The sequence below is a fragment of the Salinirubellus litoreus genome (genome assembly GCF_037335815.1).
Taxonomy (GTDB): domain Archaea; phylum Halobacteriota; class Halobacteria; order Halobacteriales; family Haloarculaceae; genus Salinirubellus; species Salinirubellus litoreus.
On sequence record NZ_CP147841.1, the window covers coordinates 1,414,925 to 1,432,472 of the forward strand.

Sequence of the window (17,548 nt, forward strand, 5' to 3'; positions counted from 1 at the left end):
TAACAGGCACTACCCACAGGAGTAGCTCGAGCGGGGCCAGCCGCACCACTTCTTCCAACTCACCGGAGCTGCTCGCGAGCTATTCGGCCGGAACAACCTCGTTGAGCGGGAAACGTACCAAGCACTGTTCATCAAGGCAGAGAGGACGGACGAAATCGAGGCCGCCAAATCAGTCGAGCAATCGGAACGGGAGGCGTGATGTAACCCGGAGGGACCTGGTACGGACAAGATCTACAGCTCTTCGTACCCGCCCGACTCACCGCCACCGAAGTCAGCTCCCTCGGACCGTGACGCCTCTCGCTGCCGAGCTTCATACGCTGTCCGCCACCCTTCGGTCGCATCCAGGCTTTCAGCGCCGTGCTCCGTGTGCCGTTCCCGAACCCGGATGAGGACGGGTGTGTTCATTGCATCGCCCGATAGGATCGCCTGCCCAGGCGTTAACCCGGGTAACTCACTCAGGACCGCTTCACCGCCCGCTTCGACGCTCTCCCTGATGGCTTGCTGATCCGTCGGATTCTGGATTTGCATCGTCACCTGGGTACCACATTGGGAGAGGACGTCCGGGTCGATCTTCGATGGTCGCTGGCTGATAATGCACAGTCCGAATCCGAACTTCCGGCCCTCGGATGTGATCGTTCGCATGATGCCCAGTGACGGAGCATCGCCGGTCGCCGGTGCGAACCGATGGCCCTCCTCGAATTACGCGAACAGTGGGAAGTCAATAGACGACTCTCGGCCGCGCATCGCGTCCAGCCGCTCCTGATAGAGTTGTCGGAGCAGGACGGTCGTGATCAATTGCTGGTCACGGCGGTCGAGCGTGTCCATCTGCAGGACCGTACACTTCCCGGGGGCGACGAGATCGTCGAGTGGGACGTTCATATCGGGCGCGAACAGGTCGTTGCGCTGGATCGACCGCCGCAACCGCCACTCGAGCGCGCCCACACTCGCGTCGTCTTCGCCATACTGTGTCCGCATCTCGGTCAGTAGACCGTCGATACCCCAGGTGCGGCTCTCCCTGTTCTGCATCGCTCGCCAGCCCCCGGCGAGCCGTTCCTGCATCCGATCGCTGGGATTCAGATGGATTTTACAATAAACCCTTGGGAGCTTTCTCCTCCCGCCAAAGTCGACTGAGTGCAAGATAGCTAGCTCCGGCGAATTAGGCCCTCAATCGACCGATTTCAGCCAATAAGAGAGGACTGTTTGAGTAGACCGGTGAACAAACCAGCAACACGATTTCATCCACCAGATAGGCACTCAGAATTAAGCAAATGACATCCATCAATTCAGACAGTGCTTAGCCTAGACGATATTCGTGAATTCTTCCTGAGCTACCAAAATGGGGACGCCTACTCTCTGTGCAATACTACCCCGCAATTAGGTCAGCCACCGTCGGACTGGGTACGTAAACGACAACAGTCAACGGTAGGAACCTCTGATGGACATGTTATCCCCATAGCGGACTTCGAATTTCGGATCGAGGGAGAGGACGACAGACACGGGGACGACCCTAGATTCGTTCGATATGAAGACGCGATTCCCTTCGTTGAGAAGGAGTGGGACCTACTCATCGAACAGTACGGACTCAATGGCGTTTCGACCTACGTTCCATTCCACGAGGACCTCGGCACATATGGAATATACATTCAGCAGCGAGGAATTCGCCATTTAGGCCATTTGCTGTATCACTGGAGTAGGGTCGGCTCGCTTACCACGACCCGCGAGGAAGCTACGGAATTCCTTCTCGAGAATGATTTGCAGAATGGTGATCGCCTATTTCGAGGAGACCCGCAGTTCGAAACTCTTGAAGACGCATTCGCGCTCGCCCAAGAGGTCCTAGTTCGACATCAGTGGTTCCACCACCAGTTCGAATTACTCGCGGCACACGTCGAAGACGCGGCTAACACCCTCTACTACCCTGCGTACCACCAGCAATATCTCTCGGTCGATGCTATCGCTACGGCTCCGGAAGAGGCGCTCGCAAACGCCTACGTGGCTCGAAGTCAAGCGTGCGCGGCGAAGGCTCCCTCTGGCCTTTATCAGCCCCTTCTCAGGCGTGCACTAGCCGGCAGACAATCAAATTCACCGTCTTTCACCGACTACATCAATGACTTCCCTGCCGGGTGCTACGAGGCCTCAAGATATCTACTCGCAGGAGGTGCAACTTCCCCCGCACAGAGAGGAACGGCCCTTGCCCGAGAGCTCGTTTTCGAAACGGATATACCGTCAGCAGTACCGTCCCGTATCTCTGTCTACTTCACGAGGAGCGAGCCGGATTCAGACAATAGTTCATATGCACCGGGCGTAGGTCCTCTCGATCAGACCTACACTATCTCCCGTGATAAAAAATGGAAAAAGGCGTACAGAAAGGCAGACGGGACCCTCAAGAACCTCGCCGATGGCATAGAGGATAAAGCGAAGAATAAGCCAAGGACGTTAGACAAAAAAGGGCAGGGACAGGGACCCAAAAATCAGTTCTACGGATATCTAAACAACAATAAGCGATACATCTATGAGATCGATAATAGCAAAGAACATATTCATCTCTTAGAATTTGGAGATCATGACCTGCCGCGAAAATATGGGCTCTACAAGTCGTAGTGTCGCCGAAGTCCGAATCCAACCCCGCACAGGTATCTACTCAATGACTATGGCTACGACGGGGGACGACCTTGACGAGGCGTTATTCAGCTACGCCGTCTCGTAGTCAGTATCGGCCTCAGGTTCCGAGGTAACAACATCAGGCAAGTCGGTCTCTGGAAGAGAGTCCTCGTCCTTGATGGAGGGACTAAACAGCAGATGCCGAAGAGTAGGCGGGACATCTTCGGGGACTTCATACCGTTCGTAGTTAACCATCTTATCCAATTTCCGCCGCTCCTCGCGCGCTTGGTGACGCTCGACCCACGCCTGCTGAATGTCGTCAACGGTTTTCTCCCCCTCAATAACCCCCGTAATCGAGATACCGTTGCGTCGTCGGTGTCGCGAGACCCAGAGATTCCATTCGGCCCATCGCCCGATCGGTTCTGTCGGGGCCTCTCCCCACAGCTCTACTACTCTCCGGTAGAGATGCTCGATTTGTTTGTCGTTGACGGCCGGATGTCGAAGCTTCTCGAAGAAGTTGATTCGGTAGACAGTTATGATCATCTCGTCCTTCGACATCTCCATAATCTCGTCTCCACTATCCGGCGTTTCCTCCGTTACAAGCCGTTTGAGGAAGGCGACCGTCTCCTTTGCCGCCGCGATTCGTCCTCCCGATAGGATAGCGATGACGACACTCCCAAGATTTCCGTTCTCCTTCTCAAGGCCGTCGGCGATCGCGGCGAGTAGTTCTCGCACGAAATCGGTGTCAGAACCCATCGACTCAGAACATAGCTCGCTTTGCGAGCGAAACGAGTATCACACGGCCGATCGCGCCAGTCACGGCGATAGAAGTGAGCGCGGTCGGAATAGCGAAGATGAGACCGAGAACCAGCAGTGCTACTACCCCACCCAACCCCAGCTTAGTACGCCTCTCCATTCTGTATAGTAAAATGGCCACTATTATCAATCTATCAGCCATTATCGGGGTCAAAACCCCCATGAATTTGGCCCGACCCCGGGGCTATGCCATATTGGGCGTAAGTTGTTAGAAGGTAGCATCGAGTACTGGACATATGCTCTTCAGTGTCGATGGAGATTCAGGTATTATTGAGGATATTCCAGAGAGTGAACTCGCCGAGATGGGTTTCCTCGAACGGCAAGATCTGCAAGAATGGGTGATCGACGAACCCCGAATTCTCAGCGAAGATCTCCTCATTATCACATCGGGAGTTCGCGAATTTCGAGGACACCTACGATCGACTCGACATCCTCGCTCTCGACCCGACTGGGAAGGTCGTCGTCGTTGAACTGAAACGAGACCGTGCCGATCGGACGACCGACCTGCAAGCGCTCAAATATGCGAGCTACTGCTCGACACTCACCGCCGAAGACCTCCAAAAAGAGTACCAAGAGTTCCACGCTAAGCGAGAAGGGACCGAGTATTCTCCACAGGAAGTAGGCGAGGAGTTTGAGGAGTTTCTAACTGGTTACGAGGGCGAAATCGGAATCGGAAGCGAGGGATGGATCGTCTTCGACCTCGATCAGAAACCGCGGATCCTCCTCGCCGCGGGGAGTTTCGGAATTGAGGTAACGGCACCGGTAATGTGGCTTATTGAGGAGTACGGGCTCGACATCACCTGCACGAGAGTCGAAGCCTACGAGCATCGGGATCGAGTACTACTCAATAGTCAGCAGGTGATTCCGATTGCGGAGGCTGAGGAATACATGACGAAGCGGCGTGAGAAAGACGCCGAACAGGAGGCACGGGGGGAATACCAGACAACACTCGACATCCTTCGCGAGGAAGGCTTAGTAGAAGCCGAAGAGAAGGTCTACTTCGATCCGGAGAAAATACCGGCGAGCGCGCCGCAAGAGTGGGACGAAGATGACGAATTCTGGTGGGCGACGGTCACAGGGAAGACCGGTCAACGTAATAACGTTCGTTGGGAGCACGCCGAGACGGAGTACTCGTTTACCGGCCTCTCGAAAGAGCTCCTTCACCGGCTCGTCGACCGAGATAAGGAGGAAGCGCTGAACGGCTACGATTACTGGTGCCATCCCTATTATGGAGGCCAGACACTCTATGACCTCCGGAGCGCCGATGTTACTTCAAGCGACCGGACCGAGACGCCAATCAAGACCCCACCGGAGTAGGAGGCTGTAACGGGAAACCGGCCGTGTAGAGTCTCATACGACTGACTTCCACGACCCCGGTTAAATTCTCCATCACAGATGTACGATATACGATCGACGCTATCATCCGAGTATGCTAATAGCTAACTCAGCAGTTGGAGTTGATGCCTGCCCTGCTGGGTGGTTTGCAACGATTCTCACAGAGGATCGAGTAGAGGCGGACCTATTCGAGGACTTCTCGACCCTCCACGAGAAACAGAGGGGCGCACGAATCTTTGTCGATATTCCGATCGGGCTCCCAAGCGGTAGTAGGCGAGCGTGTGACATTGAAGCGCGAAGGCTCCTCGGGTGCCGTGGGAGTTCCGTCTTCTATCCCCCATGCGAGGCCGCGGCGACGACCGAGGACTACGACGCGGCGAATGAGAAGCATAGAGACGTCATGGATTATGGCCTCTCTCGGCAGGCGCACGCGATTCGCGAGAACATTCTCGAGGTACAGGCAGTCGTGGGCGAGACCTACGACGGGCCGGTCTACGAGAGCCATCCCGAACTCTGTTTCTACGCGCTCAACGGGCAGCCGATTGCCTACTCGAAGTCCTCGGCCCGGGGGCTTGCCCTCCGACTGCACCTACTCGAAACGAAGCGCCCTGGCATGAAAGCCGTGTACGAACGGGTACTTAATGAGACCTATCGGAAGGACATTCGGCGCGATGACATTCTGGATTCGATGGTACTTGCGATCGCAGCTCGGAGTGAAGAGCTACGAACGGCCCCGGAGGAGCCTACTCCCGATGCCCCGCGAATCTACTACCCACAAACCGGAGCGCTAGAAGGGCGAGCGTGGAGTGTCCTGTAGGACATGATGTGATAGGGTACGCAGTCAAAATACGGAAGTCTCCCGTATACTACTCTATACGGCCGACTTCCGTATCTAGCCTCCCAAGGAGGTCACGTGACGACCAGATGGTCTATACTCAACGAGGGTACAGCGGGCTATGAGTCCGGACGGACGGGAAACTCGTTGAGGAGGTCGAGAGCCGCTTCGAGTTCAGCGTCCGACCGTGGGTAGACCGGGAGCGGGGTGTGACTCTTGGGAGCGACGGGAACTCGGACCTGTTCTCCATGCTCGAAGATTCCGACACCGAAGAGGCGGAGATGTTGTGCCTCGGTCGGGGACGCCACGGTGACGAGCTCAAAGTCGGTGACCGTCTCGCCATCGCCGTACCAGATGCGATACTCGCTGACGGAGTGGGCAACGCGTGACTGCTGCTGCGGTCCTAACCCGACGATACCCTCGGCTTCGCCAGTAATGCGCGCCTTGACTTCGCGATACCACCGATCGCAAGGGGACCCATCGCCGTGTGTAACGCCCGCTTTCGGCGACGAGAGGACATGATCAATCTGCGATTGAAGTAGTCGAAACGCCTCGTACAATTCGGTGAGAGCTGACCGAGAGGGGAGCTCGACTGGAAACTCGTCGAGTCGGTCTCTCGGCAGAATAATCCCAGTATCGACTCCATACCGTCGTTCGAGTTCGATAGAAGTGAGTGCGGCGAACCCGGCGGTTCCTACACCAGGGGACCAAGCCTTGTGGAGTTCTGTTCTGAGGCCCTCGAAGACCGGCAACGGGTAATCACCGGGAACGGTGTAGTCCATCATGTCAGTATCAGAGGTCTCGAGGTAGACGAATTCGGACTCAGCGCCGAAGATACGGGGAGCCACATCTTGCGGCGAATCAGCGAATGATGCCGAGGTGCGTATCCACTCTATTTGGAGGTAAGCGGCTAGCGCGAGAAGCAGGACGTCGGTCTCGCCCAGTAGCTCGCTGTACTCTTCGAGGGTTTCGTAACTATAGCCGGCCGCGTCGGCGACCGTCCGTGTTAGCTCCTCTACGAGTACGGGAGGTTTACCGAGTAGCGTGACGACCCATTTGGCTACGTCGCCGTCGAACAGCTGGTTGAATCCATGAGTTTCCCCGATTCGGATTGCGACTCGAGCCCGGTCCTCAACGGAGAGTTCCTCAGTGGCCCAGTCAAGATTCCTGATTGTAGGAATCGACTCGGCAGTGGGGGTGGATCCTCTCGTCGAGAGATGTCCGAGGTCGTAGAGAAGGAAGAACAGTTCGTCAGGAAAGAAGTCCTCTATACTACGGCCGCTACTCATCACGATTTCAGCACCCTCCCGAGTTACCTGAAAGGTGTTTACTGGATTGCTGGTGCCGGCGGTATGGATGTAGTGTCCACCGTCTTTTCGGCGTTTTAGTGTCGGCATGGTGTCGAAATATGGGTGCACCAGAATAAATGTATGTTTGACATTTCATTCGCCACAAACGATTTGCTTTAATAACCCAAGACGGGCGGCAACCGGACTCCGGAAGTCGGCCACAGAGAGGAGTATACGGGGCACTTCCGAATATCGGGGCCTACCCCTTGATTTCGTCATGAAACTCCTTACACGCCGCGAGAATCGGCGGAAGCGTCTGTCGAGGGTTCTCCCCGAGGACATCCTTCGCCCGAGGTGGCATCTCGTCGACGTATATCGTGCCTTCCTCGATTTGCGTTCGGTACCGATAGACGAACATCTCGAGATACGGCTGCTGCGTCTCGGTGAGGAGCTTCCCCTCGTTCACCTGCCGAATGAGGTCGGTCGCAAACCGGTAGTCGTACTTCCCGAACGCGCCATCGACATCAAAGAGCGCTCCGAGCTGCTGTTGCCACGCTTTTCTCTCTCGGAGCTCGTCGAGTTGCTCCGGCGGGTAGTCGGCGATGATGGTTTCGGCGAAATCGACCTGCCGTGCCGTGAGCTTCTCTCCGTCTTCGATAAATTGCCAGAGGGCGCGGTCACCGTCGACTTGGGCCTCTGGGTCCGCCTCGACGCCGGCTATGAATTTGAACGCCGCGAACGGGAGCACGCCTTCGAACTCTGTTCGCCGGGCATCGATCTCCTTGCTGTATTCTACACATTCGGAGAGGGGGCGGGGAGACGGCACGATAGCTCTATACGAATAGTAGTCCCCGGAAAATGTAAATTATCAATTAAATACTGGCGAGCCTAACAGGCGAACTCCAGAAGTCACAATCGTAGCAAAAATTCGTCATGGCCAGGGTACTTAGACGCGCTCTACAGGATGGGCTAATGAATCCGCACAGCCCCCTCTGCAGGAGGTTCTGTTTGGATGTTCTCCTCCCCTTGGGAGCGATTACGGACTCCTAAGCATTCGGGACCGCGCCCCAAGCGCTCATCGTGTGTAGAGGCTAAAAAGATCAATTTGCGCTTTACGACCCGGTCTCACTTTATTAGAGAGATTGGCAGAAAGATAATGCAGGTCCATCGCATCTGTTTGCATAGCGCGATGGACGTATTACTAGATACAAACGTCCTAATTCATAGGGAGAGCGACTCTGTCGTCCCCGAAGCTCTCCGTCACTTAGAGCGGGCGTTGAAAGAGGCGGGGCACCGGCTACTCGTCCATCCTCATTCAATGCGGGAGATACGGCAAGACCCAAATGAAGACCGGCGTGAACAAGCAGAGTCGCGTGTTGAGACGTATCCTCAGCTCGGCTACCCGCCGTCCCCCAGTAAGAGCGATTCGGAGTTCCGAGATGCCGTTCCTGAAGCGTCTGATTTCAACGGACAGGTCGATAACATGCTCCTGTTTGCTGTCTACGATGATGCGGTTGACTTCCTCATCACCGAGGATCGCGAGATGCATCGCAAGGCGCTAAACCTCGGGATACAGGACCGGGTCTTCGATATCGAAGAGGGGAAAGAGCACTTCACCGAAGAACGGCCGCCGATCCGTGGCCCCGCTGCAATCACTGAAACCACCCTCGGCGAGCTTGACTTCGATGATGAGATATTTGCCCCGCTGAAAGAGCAATACGATGACTTCGTCTCGTGGGCAGAGTCGAAAGCCGACCGACCCGCGTGGGTAAACTACACAGCAGATAGTTCGCTCGGTGCACTACTAGTGCTGAAGCTCGATGAGACCGAGAATATCGGGGTGGATCCGCCGCTAGGGAGGGAAAGCCGGCTCAAAATCTCCACCCTGATCGTAAGCGAGGAGCGATGGGGATCGAAGGTCGGTGAGCTCCTGATTTCGATTGCAATCCGGCAGACGATTAACCAGGAGCACGACCAGCTGTATCTCACGCACTACCTCGAAGATCCGGACTACCTCGTCGAGCTCATCGAATCATTCGGCTTCAAGCACGCCTCGAGTAAAGCGGACGGCGAAGCGATCTTCGTGAAACGATTGACTCCCTCGGTCGGCGATGATTCGGATCCGCTGAAGCTCGCGAGTACCTACTACCCGTCCTTCTACGACGGCCCCGAAGTTGACAAATTCGTAGTCCCCATTCAGCCGAAGTACCACGATAAGCTCTTCACGAGCTATGCGCGACGACAGCCCCCACTGAACGAATTCATAGGAGAATTCCAAGCCGAAGGAAACGCGATTCGGAAAGCCTACTTAAGTAACTCCAAAACAAGGAAGATCAAACCGGGAGACCTCCTCCTGTTCTACCGCTCTAACGACCACCGTCAGATTACGTCGCTCGGGGTCTGTGAGCAAGTCAAATACGGGTTAACAGACCCCGATACTATCCAGCGAGTAGTCGGAAAGCGCTCGGTCTTCTCCGAGCGTGAGATTGAGGAACTGGCGGAGTCGGAGACGACGGTACTACTATTCCTGTGGCACTTCGAACTTCCAACGCCAGTTAAAGATGAGCAACTCTACGCGAACGGTGTTCTGGCTGGTCCCCCACAGGTGATGCAGCAGATAGATGAACAGGGTTATGAGTACATCCGGGAAGAAGGAGACATCGATGAACGCTTTACTCGCCATTAAGCCAGAGTTCGCCGAGAAGATTCTGGCCGGTAGTAAGCGATATGAATTCCGTCGGACGGCCTTCCGGAGTTCTGCCGAGATTGAATTCGTCTACCTCTATGCCTCCTCACCAGTCAAGAAGATAGTCGGACTATTCACCAGTGAACGGATAGTAGAGGGCCCGCCGGAAGAGCTCTGGGAATTATTTGGTGACGAATCCGGAATTGAGACCCGAGAACGCTTCTTGCAATATTTCGAGGGTGTCGATATCGGATACGCGATCGAGATAAGCGAGTCACACCGCATCCATCCACCACTTGATCCGCAAGAAATATTCGATGAATTTTCACCACCGATGTCATTCAATTACCTCCAAGAGGGTCAGGCAGAAGCACTGCGGAAGCATATCCCAGAACCCCTTTGGGAGCAAACAGTCCCGACGGAACTCACCCGGTATGAATCCGACTGACGGGAGATAACATAGCCTCGCGACGAGGACTACTGAGGGATCCTCTAGCGAAATGACGTCACGGGCTGAGGGAAGTAATCCGAGGGCTTTCCTGACACGCTTTCAAAAAGAGAAGACCTGATAATTGCTCAATGTAGTCAGAGATTATCATCTGGTCATTACGCATCCACTTGCAGACATCGTAGAGGATGCTCTCGTCGAAATCAGCACTCATACACGATACGGGCAACCCCTTGGATAAATAAGTATGTGAGAGAATCAAAGGACGGCAGTTAGACAGCAGCGAACAGAATGGTATAAAATTTCTGATACTAATTGGTTATGACCTATCTCTTCTATAACTTCTACGAATTGTGTAGTCAAGTTAGAGCCCGTATTCCGGCAACGTACTTCTCGCTTCCCCGCGACCGAGGAAGACGCTGATGAATTATTTTGCCTTGCTCGAGGGTCTCATCAATACAACCTGTCGTGGAGGACATCTATAGGGCTTCTACTCGGCAAGCCGGACGTATTCGGCGAGACAGACGTTACAGAGAGCATAGAACGTGACGAAAAAGTGGATAGATAGCTCGCGACTGTCTTCGATGATATCCCCATGCGCAATCCGATTTCTCCGTTTTCGGATTGTTTCATCGACGAATGCACCGAAGGGACCGTCGAGCAATTCGGATATTAGCTCGTTCAGGCTCTTGTCCTTTGTCCGGTTCTTTCCGGGGAGACGAAACTTTGCACCACCGGTATCGGGTTCAATAATCTCTCCGCCGATATACTCGACGAAGTCCGCGAGCACCCCCTCAAATTGAAGCGTCATACCGGCTAAGAAGCTTCGGTAGTGGTCCTGTTCAAATTCGCTTAGTAGGTCGTTTAGCATCTCCTTCCGATCACTGAATAAATCAATATTTTCAAATGTTTGTCGAGCTTTAGCGAGCAGCTCGGGATCAAACTGGCTGATTACGAACTGTTCCGCTTGAGTCCGTGTATCCTCTTCTATGAGTTTTTGAAACTCATCAATTTGAAGGAGATTAAAGATCCAAGACCATGCATATGTTTCTGTCGAGAGAAGGAATCGTCGTAGTGCCAACTTCTGGTCCTCCGACGAGCATTGTTCGATGAGTATCTGATTAATCCTGACCCGATCGCTATCATCCTCTGGTGGCCAGAAGGTCTCAAGTCGCTTTGCCACATCAGCAGAAAGGGAGTCATCGATTAACGGAACACCCCTAAGTTGCCGCAGGTATAGCCGGTACCAGTCCACATTGAACTCGCGTGCATAGATTTGCAGGAGCGACCGGTAGAGGGGCGAGTTTAGAACCAGACCCAGGGGTCGTGATGTTTCGGGTGAACTGGTTTGTATCCCGATAACAGTAGAATCAAACAGCACGTTCTCAACGTCCACCGAGTAGCAAGTCGGCGAATCGAAGAACTCGGCTAACACTAAATCTGGACTCTCGAACTTCCCGCGCGAACTGAGTACGAGGTTATTCTCCATATGTCGGGGCAGGGTACGACAACCCTCAAATTCTCGAATATACTCAATTAAGGCACCGTGCCCCTCCTCATAGAGGATAGAGATGATCTCCTCGTTGGAGGTTTGTCGTGGGGGATACCCGATCTCTTCAAGATGTGGGCCGAGGTCCAGAGCGTATTGACTAATATCGGAAGAGGAGATAGCCGTCGTGCTATTCGGAAGGTCCTTTATTAGGGGTTTGAAGAACTGGTCGTCAATACCCGACTCGCTTTTCTCCTCCTCGGTGAAGTAGAAGAAGGAATTGTCCCCCGACTTCACCCCGCTCCCAACCTCGATATTAGAATGTTCTCCGAGCTTCGTAAATTCGTCAGATGTAGCGAGGTCGTACACCGGAGGTGCCGAGAGAATCCGCTTGAGGTTCTCCGAAGTAAGGTCCTCGTGAGCTACTCTAGCTATCTCCACATCGTATGTATTGTATCGGCTCTGGAGGATGTCATCTAACGGCTGTCGGAAAAGCCCTTGAGCATTCTTCGGGAGTTCGTCGGCAGTAAATCGGGCGACACCAGTCTCACGTGCATCTACCGCCCGTTTCATCTTACTCAACGTCAAGATGACCGTCGGGGTTGGGCGGCGATCATTGAACACCGTACCCAGCGGCAGCTTAACAATACGATGGATGCTACAGGTATCCGTTACATAGTCGAAAAGAGGGTCGGTGAGTGCAGACCGTGGGAGTAGGAAGGCTCCTCGCCCTCCGTTTTCCAGATGCCGGGTTGCCTTCGCCACGTAGACTGCGGGGAGAGAGATTCGTCCACTAGAATACCACTCTGCGATTCGCTCTTGCATCTCCGGGGGGATGAATTCTAGTCGGAGGTTCGGCGGTGCACCAACAATTGCGCCAAATTTAGAGGGCGTGTCATCCCCGACATCGTGTTCCCCGAATTCCTGCTGTCCAAGTGGGTCCCAGTCTAAGAACTCATGCTGGAGGAGTTCGGCTCCATGCGATTCTGTGAGGGACCTGTTCAGTACACGTGCTAAGAGGGAATTCGGTTCGAACCCGAGTAGTCGCTGCTCCGAATCACTCTCAGTAGAGGCAAGCGATAGTAGGCAGCTACACCCGTATGTGAGGTCTAAAACCGAGTCGTTAGAGGAGTCGACTGCCCACCCAGTGAGTATCTCTTCGGCCTGCTTTGGGAGGTGACCTGACGGGAAGCGGCTAAGGACCTCGTCTTGGGTCACTTCTCGCCCGGCACGGTCGTCTAAGAGGGCTGCTTCTATCGTCTGGAGTAGGCCCCGTTCGTTTAGCTCGTAGAGATTAAACGATGTCTCGGTGATTTTGAGTACGTCGTCCTCAGTGAGCAGCAGGACAATATCGGAATCTGAGAGGGAGATATCTCGAAGTGGCACCGGACTCTCAGCGAGGTAGACAACGGTATCATCCACATCAAGCTCGAGATACTCGTCCTCGATATGGGAGACTTCCACAGTCCCGAACACCGAGAGGTCCTCAGAGAGTCGGTAGAGGTCGTAGTGCGACCGGTATGGCCGAGGCATATGAGGCACTTATCTTGACTATCCATTATGTTTGTGTACAGCCCTACCTCACCGAAGCACCAGTGAAACTCCGGAAGTGACACCTATCTATCTATACGACAAACTATCGGAATTTGCCTGTCCCCCGTCCAGATCATATCCCTAAATTATACCTCCGGGAGTAGGAACACGTTAATCGGGCCGAATCCAAGCGTCAGGGAGATAGCACCGACCACGTTTTGTGCCGATATAACAGAGTGGAGTCGCGATGTCGCTCATTCTTTGTATGGACGAGAGTCCGGGACCGAATCCGATTTTTGGCTTTATCCAAATCGTCATGCCGAGATAATATCTCCAAATGGTATCACCTACAAAATCCAAACATCGCCAAAATTCCCCTAAGGGGACCAAACTGTCCTATTTCAGCTCCTTGTTGAGGGGATTATCTTTCGCCTCTTGCACGTTCTCCCGCTGTACCATCTCGTACGCGCTTTTGTCCCCGTGTTTCCGGATCGTGTTCGCGATGCGTTCCTTGGTCTGCTGGAAGGACTCGTCAAGCCGCATCTTCGCCTGCTCGTACCCGCTCATGTATCGCTGGCCTTTTTCAGTCTGTTCTATCTCGTGCGGTTCGTCATCATCATCTACCTCAAGTAGCCCAAGGTCCATGTATCGCTGCATCGCCTGAGAAAGCCCCGGGTCGTACGGACCACGCTCCTCCGTGATCATTCGCAACGAGGTCTCTTCTGCCTCCTCATCGGCATAATTGTACAGGAGCTTGTGGTACTTTGTTCTCCCTTCAATCCGACCACCGGCTTCGTTCAACATCATCAGACGTGGGTGGTGGTTCTTGTCGTCACTCATCGATATCATCCCACGTTAGCTGGACCGTCATCGTCTGCAGGTTCTCCACTTGGTGTGGGTCGAAGTGGCGTTGTAGAGACTCATTTGAGGACGCGATGATGTACTGAATATCCGCGTCCCGAATGAAATCTATGGCGCTGTCACGCTGGTCATCTTCCAGATTAGCGAACGGCTCGTCAAGGACCACAACCTCGAAGCTATCCTCCGAAATCTCGTTCTCTCTCGCCACAGACGCAACCGTGTGCGCGAACGCCAAATTCAGCAATCGGGATTCCCCCGTACTCAACTCACCATATTTCCGCGGCCCCTCGTTCCCTGGAAGGAGAACCTGACCGTCTTCCTCTACCCGGACCTCAAGGCCCAATTCTCCAGCAAGGGCTTCGTAGTTCTCAGACCACTCCTCTTGGAACGACATCACGATCTCCTCGAAGCTGTCTCGTTCGAGTTCATCAATGCGCTCCGTCACCTGTTCCAGCGACTCATCCATCTCGTCCAAGGAGTCCTGAATCTCATCACGCTCTTCTTCCAACGACTGCTTCTGCGTCTTGAGGCGGTCTAACTCGGCACGGTGCTGCTCAAGTTCATCCTTGGTTCGCTCGGCGACTGCCTCAATGTCGTAGTTGTTGTCCTCGAGCGTGAACTTGGTGAGGTTGTTCAGGTCCGAGAGGTCCGGGATGGATGTCTGAATCGAGTCGATTTCATCTTCTATCTCAGCCTGCTCCTCTTCCAGCGCCTCAATCTCCGCTTCCAACTGGTCGACCGTATCGTCAGCGGACTCAACACGGCTGCGAAGATTCGTTTTCAGATCATCCAAGGACCGATCTTGCCCACAGTGCGGGCACTTGCCTCGGTTGAGCCTATGTTTAGCAGTACGCTCCGCGACCACGTGGTCACAGACAGGACAGGACAGCTCTTCAATCGCGTTGAGGATAAGGTCATTGACCTCCCGTGTATACCGGCGAGCCTCACGCAACTGCCGGTCTTTCTTCCTGAGTTCCTGTTCTATCGTTCGCTTCCGGTCGTAGAGGTCCTGCAGTTCCTCGTTGAGTTCCTCGTTTTCCAAGAGTCGGTCTCTGATGATTTCGATGCGTCCGGTGTCAATGAGCGACTGAAGCTTCTCGATTTTCTCAAGCCGGCTTTCGATCCGCCCAACATCAATTTCCTCCAATTCTCGCTGAACCGGTGTTAGCTCAGTACGTCTGACCTGCTCAACCTCCTGTTCAAGCGAGTCCCGTTCTTCCTGATAATCCTCAATTTCCTGTTGAAGATTGCTTTCAACTACCCGGCGAATAGACTGGATTAGCTGTGGTTTCGAGAGTCGAGAGAGTGGGAGCTTGTCGGTCTCAGAGTGGAGGAACTGGAGAGTGGTGATATCCTCTGGCCCGATGAGTTCTACGAGGCGCTCCTCAGCGGCTTCTTTCTCCACTTTCTCTGTACCGTCACTGTAAGAGCGACCTCCCCCACCGCGATGGAGTTGGTGCCCGTTATCGAACTGGATTTCCACTGTGCTCGTGCGCCCGGGCTGGATGCCGAGTGTGGCCCGGGGACCGTAGAGTGCGTACAGGAGAGCGTTGATGGTCAGCGTTTTACCGGAACGGTTGCCGCCCTTGAGGAGTAGGTCACCACCACCGAGATCCTCTTTCGTGATTGTCTGGTAGTCCTCGACCGCGAACTCATCAATGTGGAGTCTACTGATTTTCATATTTGGCTGTGTATGGTTTGCTGATGTTCTGTGCGAGTCTGTTGAGTTCTTGAATGCTGCGCCGGGTCAGAAGTTGGGCAGCGAGGAGGCCAACGAGCAGGCCAATGGCCAGTCCAAGAGTGCCACGGAGGTAGACCCCGACGAAGGGAGTGGTCACGGCGATAATCAAGCCTGCGAGGATGGAGATATTCTTCTGGTAAGCGCGGCGGTCGAAGTCGTCCACTCGGTTCTGGAGCTCTTCGGGAGCGGATTCGTAGAAGTCGCCGTTTCCCGTGATTTCCTGTATTTGGTCCGTGGACCGTCTCAGTTCGCCCCCGGCGAAGAAGTCGATGAGCCGGTTGTTCTGCCGGTCGGCGAGGAACATGACCAGTATCGTCGGGAGGACGGCCAGCGTTTTCAGGAAGAGTGATTCTGGCGTGACAAGATGAATGACCACGCCTGTGTAGACGGTTAGGAAGACTGCTCCCCACCCACTATCCCAGATCTTCGTCGCGATTTGCATTCGTCATTCCAACCTTCAGAACTAATCAACAGGTCAGCAAATATAAATTATGTGCCGCGATCACAATACCTGAGTATTGATCGGCAGTGGTGAAGTCGTAACGAACGTTACTACAGTGAATACTTATCTGACGTTTCCTGGGGCCCTTCAAGAGACATCACTCTGTTGTAGAGGGGTACACTCACGTTGAATTTTTACCGGGATGACGCAGTTGTCACGCCGTGGTTTAACGATCCTACAGAGCGGAGTGAACACGGCCAGTGCCAGACCCCAACGTACAAGCACGCTGGTAGCTTAGAGCTACCATGGTAGCTCTCAGCGAACAGTTGGGCGGGATGGAACTCACACTCCCACTGCCCGTACCGAACGACCGGCTCTTTCGGTATACAGCGACCAGTGATGTTCTCGTCCTGCTCGCCAATAACCCACATACGCGGTTCAGCATCCGAGACATCAGACGAGCGACTGATCATAGTCCCAGCAGCGTGACCGACACAGTTGATTTGCTGGCTGAAACCGACCTCGTCGATATCACGAGAGACGGGAACAAGAAACTCGTCCAGATCAACCGTAGCCGACTCTCGAAGCCTGACGATCCGATCCTCCAGATCCCACAAGCCGAGTTCCATGATCCCGTCCGCACACTCGTGGAGAGGCTGCGAGACCAGATCGAAAACATCGCTGGTATTCTCATCTTCGGGAGCGTGGCCCGCGGCCAAGCTGACCGCGCAAGCGATATTGACTGTTTCGTCCTCGTAACCGAGAACAAAGCGACGGCTCAGCGCACCGCCCACGAAGCGGCACGTGACCTAGAGGAGCAGCGATTTGCAGGCGACCGCTACCAATTCCAGGTCCTCGCCGAGTCGACGAGAAGTGTCGAAAATATAGGCGATCGACTACGCGAAATCTTCATAGAAGGCATCGCAGTCTACGAAACCGATGCCCTCCAGACGGCGAAAGAGGTGGTGCTAACGAATGGATGATAGCTACGTCGAAGACGCGCTCGCGGATGCCCAGCGAGCCTTCGAGCAGGGACCGGGACGCAAGGAGTCCGGACTCGATACGGACGATGACGCACTCCTGCAGCTTCGGAAGGCTTGCCGGCTGCTCGATGCCGCTCGTTTCCTCCGAACACAGAACGGGTACTACACGGTTGTCATCGAGAGCTCGTTCATCGCCATCGAGCGCAGTATTCACTTCTATCTTCTCCAAGCGACGGGAATGGACAGCACGGAGTTCGTTACTCACTCCGATGTCTACGAACGTGGTGCCGAGACGAACCTGTATAGCACCACACTTGGCGACCAGTTGCTCCAGCTCTGGCGAGAGAACCGTTCGAAAACCTACTATCGACAGGCCGTCGGGGGAGAGGCACAGGCGGACGCCATGCTCCAGCTGGCGACGGACGTCCATCAGTATATCCTCGATTATCTTTCAGTTGAACACGAGTGTATCTGTACACGAAAATAATTCGG

15 protein-coding genes are annotated in these 17,548 nt (G+C 54.3%); 7 read left to right on the top strand and 8 right to left on the bottom strand.

The genetic code is table 11. The annotated features are described in order from the left end of the window. Positions 1-699: 699 nt before the first annotated feature. Complete coding sequence (locus WDJ58_RS06825) at positions 700-1,059, bottom strand: hypothetical protein (protein ID WP_338916901.1); 360 nt, start codon at positions 1,057-1,059, stop codon at positions 700-702. Positions 1,060-1,290: 231 nt separating this feature from the next. Between WDJ58_RS06825 and WDJ58_RS06830 the strand changes: the two genes are divergently transcribed. Continuing rightward, positions 1,291-2,598, top strand: coding sequence for a hypothetical protein (locus WDJ58_RS06830; RefSeq protein ID WP_338916902.1), 1,308 nt, complete (start codon positions 1,291-1,293; stop codon positions 2,596-2,598). A gap of 90 nt (positions 2,599-2,688) precedes the next feature. On the opposite strand, the gene WDJ58_RS06835 is transcribed toward WDJ58_RS06830, so the two are convergent. After that, a complete protein-coding gene (locus tag WDJ58_RS06835; protein WP_338916903.1) occupies positions 2,689-3,333 on the bottom strand; it encodes a hypothetical protein in 645 nt (214 codons plus the stop codon). 846 nt (positions 3,334-4,179) lie between these two features. On the opposite strand from WDJ58_RS06835, the gene WDJ58_RS06840 reads away from it, so the two are divergent. Further along, a complete protein-coding gene (locus tag WDJ58_RS06840) occupies positions 4,180-4,731 on the top strand; it encodes a hypothetical protein (RefSeq protein ID WP_338916904.1) in 552 nt (183 codons plus the stop codon). Between the two features lie 112 nt (positions 4,732-4,843). Next, a complete protein-coding gene (locus WDJ58_RS06845) occupies positions 4,844-5,566 on the top strand; it encodes a DUF429 domain-containing protein (protein ID WP_338916905.1) in 723 nt (240 codons plus the stop codon). Between the two features lie 137 nt (positions 5,567-5,703). Here the strand turns inward: WDJ58_RS06845 and WDJ58_RS06850 are convergent, their stop codons facing one another. Continuing rightward, a complete protein-coding gene (locus tag WDJ58_RS06850; protein WP_338916906.1) occupies positions 5,704-6,981 on the bottom strand; it encodes a hypothetical protein in 1,278 nt (425 codons plus the stop codon). A 151-nt stretch (positions 6,982-7,132) separates the two neighbouring features. Then, on the bottom strand, positions 7,133-7,621 hold the full coding sequence (locus WDJ58_RS06855) for a hypothetical protein (RefSeq protein ID WP_338916907.1): 489 nt from the start codon (positions 7,619-7,621) through the stop codon (positions 7,133-7,135). Positions 7,622-8,062: 441 nt separating this feature from the next. Here WDJ58_RS06855 and WDJ58_RS06860 point away from each other — a divergent pair, with 441 nt between their 5' ends. Together WDJ58_RS06860 and WDJ58_RS06865 are read left to right on the top strand one after the other, a co-directional pair. Continuing rightward, the gene (locus WDJ58_RS06860) at positions 8,063-9,559 is read left to right on the top strand and encodes a PIN domain-containing protein (protein ID WP_338916908.1); all 1,497 of its coding nucleotides are present in this window, start codon (positions 8,063-8,065) and stop codon (positions 9,557-9,559) included. Beyond that, on the top strand, positions 9,537-10,007 hold the full coding sequence (locus WDJ58_RS06865) for a hypothetical protein (protein WP_338916909.1): 471 nt from the start codon (positions 9,537-9,539) through the stop codon (positions 10,005-10,007). The genes WDJ58_RS06860 and WDJ58_RS06865 overlap by 23 nt, the downstream gene beginning before the upstream one ends. A gap of 490 nt (positions 10,008-10,497) precedes the next feature. Here WDJ58_RS06865 and WDJ58_RS06870 read toward each other — a convergent pair whose 3' ends face one another. From WDJ58_RS06870 to WDJ58_RS06885, 4 genes are all read right to left on the bottom strand, one after another. Beyond that, entirely contained in the window at positions 10,498-13,029 is a 2,532-nt protein-coding gene (locus tag WDJ58_RS06870; RefSeq protein WP_338916910.1) for an N-6 adenine-specific DNA methylase domain-containing protein, read from the bottom strand. 396 nt (positions 13,030-13,425) lie between these two features. After that, positions 13,426-13,869 carry a hypothetical protein gene (locus tag WDJ58_RS06875; RefSeq protein WP_338916911.1) on the bottom strand — a complete coding sequence of 148 codons (444 nt, stop codon included), beginning with the start codon at positions 13,867-13,869 and terminating at the stop codon, positions 13,426-13,428. Next, positions 13,862-15,571, bottom strand: a complete 1,710-nt coding sequence (locus WDJ58_RS06880; protein WP_338916912.1) for an SbcC/MukB-like Walker B domain-containing protein — start codon at positions 15,569-15,571, stop codon at positions 13,862-13,864. The genes WDJ58_RS06875 and WDJ58_RS06880 overlap by 8 nt, the downstream gene beginning before the upstream one ends. Continuing rightward, a complete protein-coding gene (locus tag WDJ58_RS06885; RefSeq protein WP_338916913.1) occupies positions 15,558-16,073 on the bottom strand; it encodes a hypothetical protein in 516 nt (171 codons plus the stop codon). Before WDJ58_RS06885 ends, WDJ58_RS06880 begins: the two co-directional genes overlap by 14 nt. A gap of 305 nt (positions 16,074-16,378) precedes the next feature. Here WDJ58_RS06885 and WDJ58_RS06890 point away from each other — a divergent pair, with 305 nt between their 5' ends. Next, positions 16,379-17,056, top strand: coding sequence for a nucleotidyltransferase domain-containing protein (locus tag WDJ58_RS06890; RefSeq protein ID WP_338916914.1), 678 nt, complete (start codon positions 16,379-16,381; stop codon positions 17,054-17,056). Further along, positions 17,049-17,543, top strand: a complete 495-nt coding sequence (locus tag WDJ58_RS06895; protein WP_338916915.1) for a hypothetical protein — start codon at positions 17,049-17,051, stop codon at positions 17,541-17,543. The genes WDJ58_RS06890 and WDJ58_RS06895 overlap by 8 nt, the downstream gene beginning before the upstream one ends. The last annotated feature ends 5 nt before the right edge of the window (positions 17,544-17,548 follow it).

Bases quoted from the DNA above. Each gene is read 5' to 3' on its own strand.
- WDJ58_RS06825 (WP_338916901.1), bottom strand. From the start codon at position 1,059: ATGCAGGAACGGCTCGCCGGGGGCTGGCGAGCGATGCAGAACAGGGAG.
- WDJ58_RS06840 (WP_338916904.1), top strand. From the start codon at position 4,180: ATGTGGCTTATTGAGGAGTACGGGCTCGACATCACCTGCACGAGAGTC.
- WDJ58_RS06845 (WP_338916905.1), top strand. From the start codon at position 4,844: ATGCTAATAGCTAACTCAGCAGTTGGAGTTGATGCCTGCCCTGCTGGG.
- WDJ58_RS06850 (WP_338916906.1), bottom strand. From the start codon at position 6,981: ATGCCGACACTAAAACGCCGAAAAGACGGTGGACACTACATCCATACC.
- WDJ58_RS06860 (WP_338916908.1), top strand. From the start codon at position 8,063: ATGGACGTATTACTAGATACAAACGTCCTAATTCATAGGGAGAGCGAC.
- WDJ58_RS06865 (WP_338916909.1), top strand. From the start codon at position 9,537: ATGAACGCTTTACTCGCCATTAAGCCAGAGTTCGCCGAGAAGATTCTG.
- WDJ58_RS06870 (WP_338916910.1), bottom strand. From the start codon at position 13,029: ATGCCTCGGCCATACCGGTCGCACTACGACCTCTACCGACTCTCTGAG.
- WDJ58_RS06875 (WP_338916911.1), bottom strand. From the start codon at position 13,869: ATGAGTGACGACAAGAACCACCACCCACGTCTGATGATGTTGAACGAA.
- WDJ58_RS06880 (WP_338916912.1), bottom strand. From the start codon at position 15,571: ATGAAAATCAGTAGACTCCACATTGATGAGTTCGCGGTCGAGGACTAC.
- WDJ58_RS06885 (WP_338916913.1), bottom strand. From the start codon at position 16,073: ATGCAAATCGCGACGAAGATCTGGGATAGTGGGTGGGGAGCAGTCTTC.
- WDJ58_RS06890 (WP_338916914.1), top strand. From the start codon at position 16,379: ATGGTAGCTCTCAGCGAACAGTTGGGCGGGATGGAACTCACACTCCCA.
- WDJ58_RS06895 (WP_338916915.1), top strand. From the start codon at position 17,049: ATGGATGATAGCTACGTCGAAGACGCGCTCGCGGATGCCCAGCGAGCC.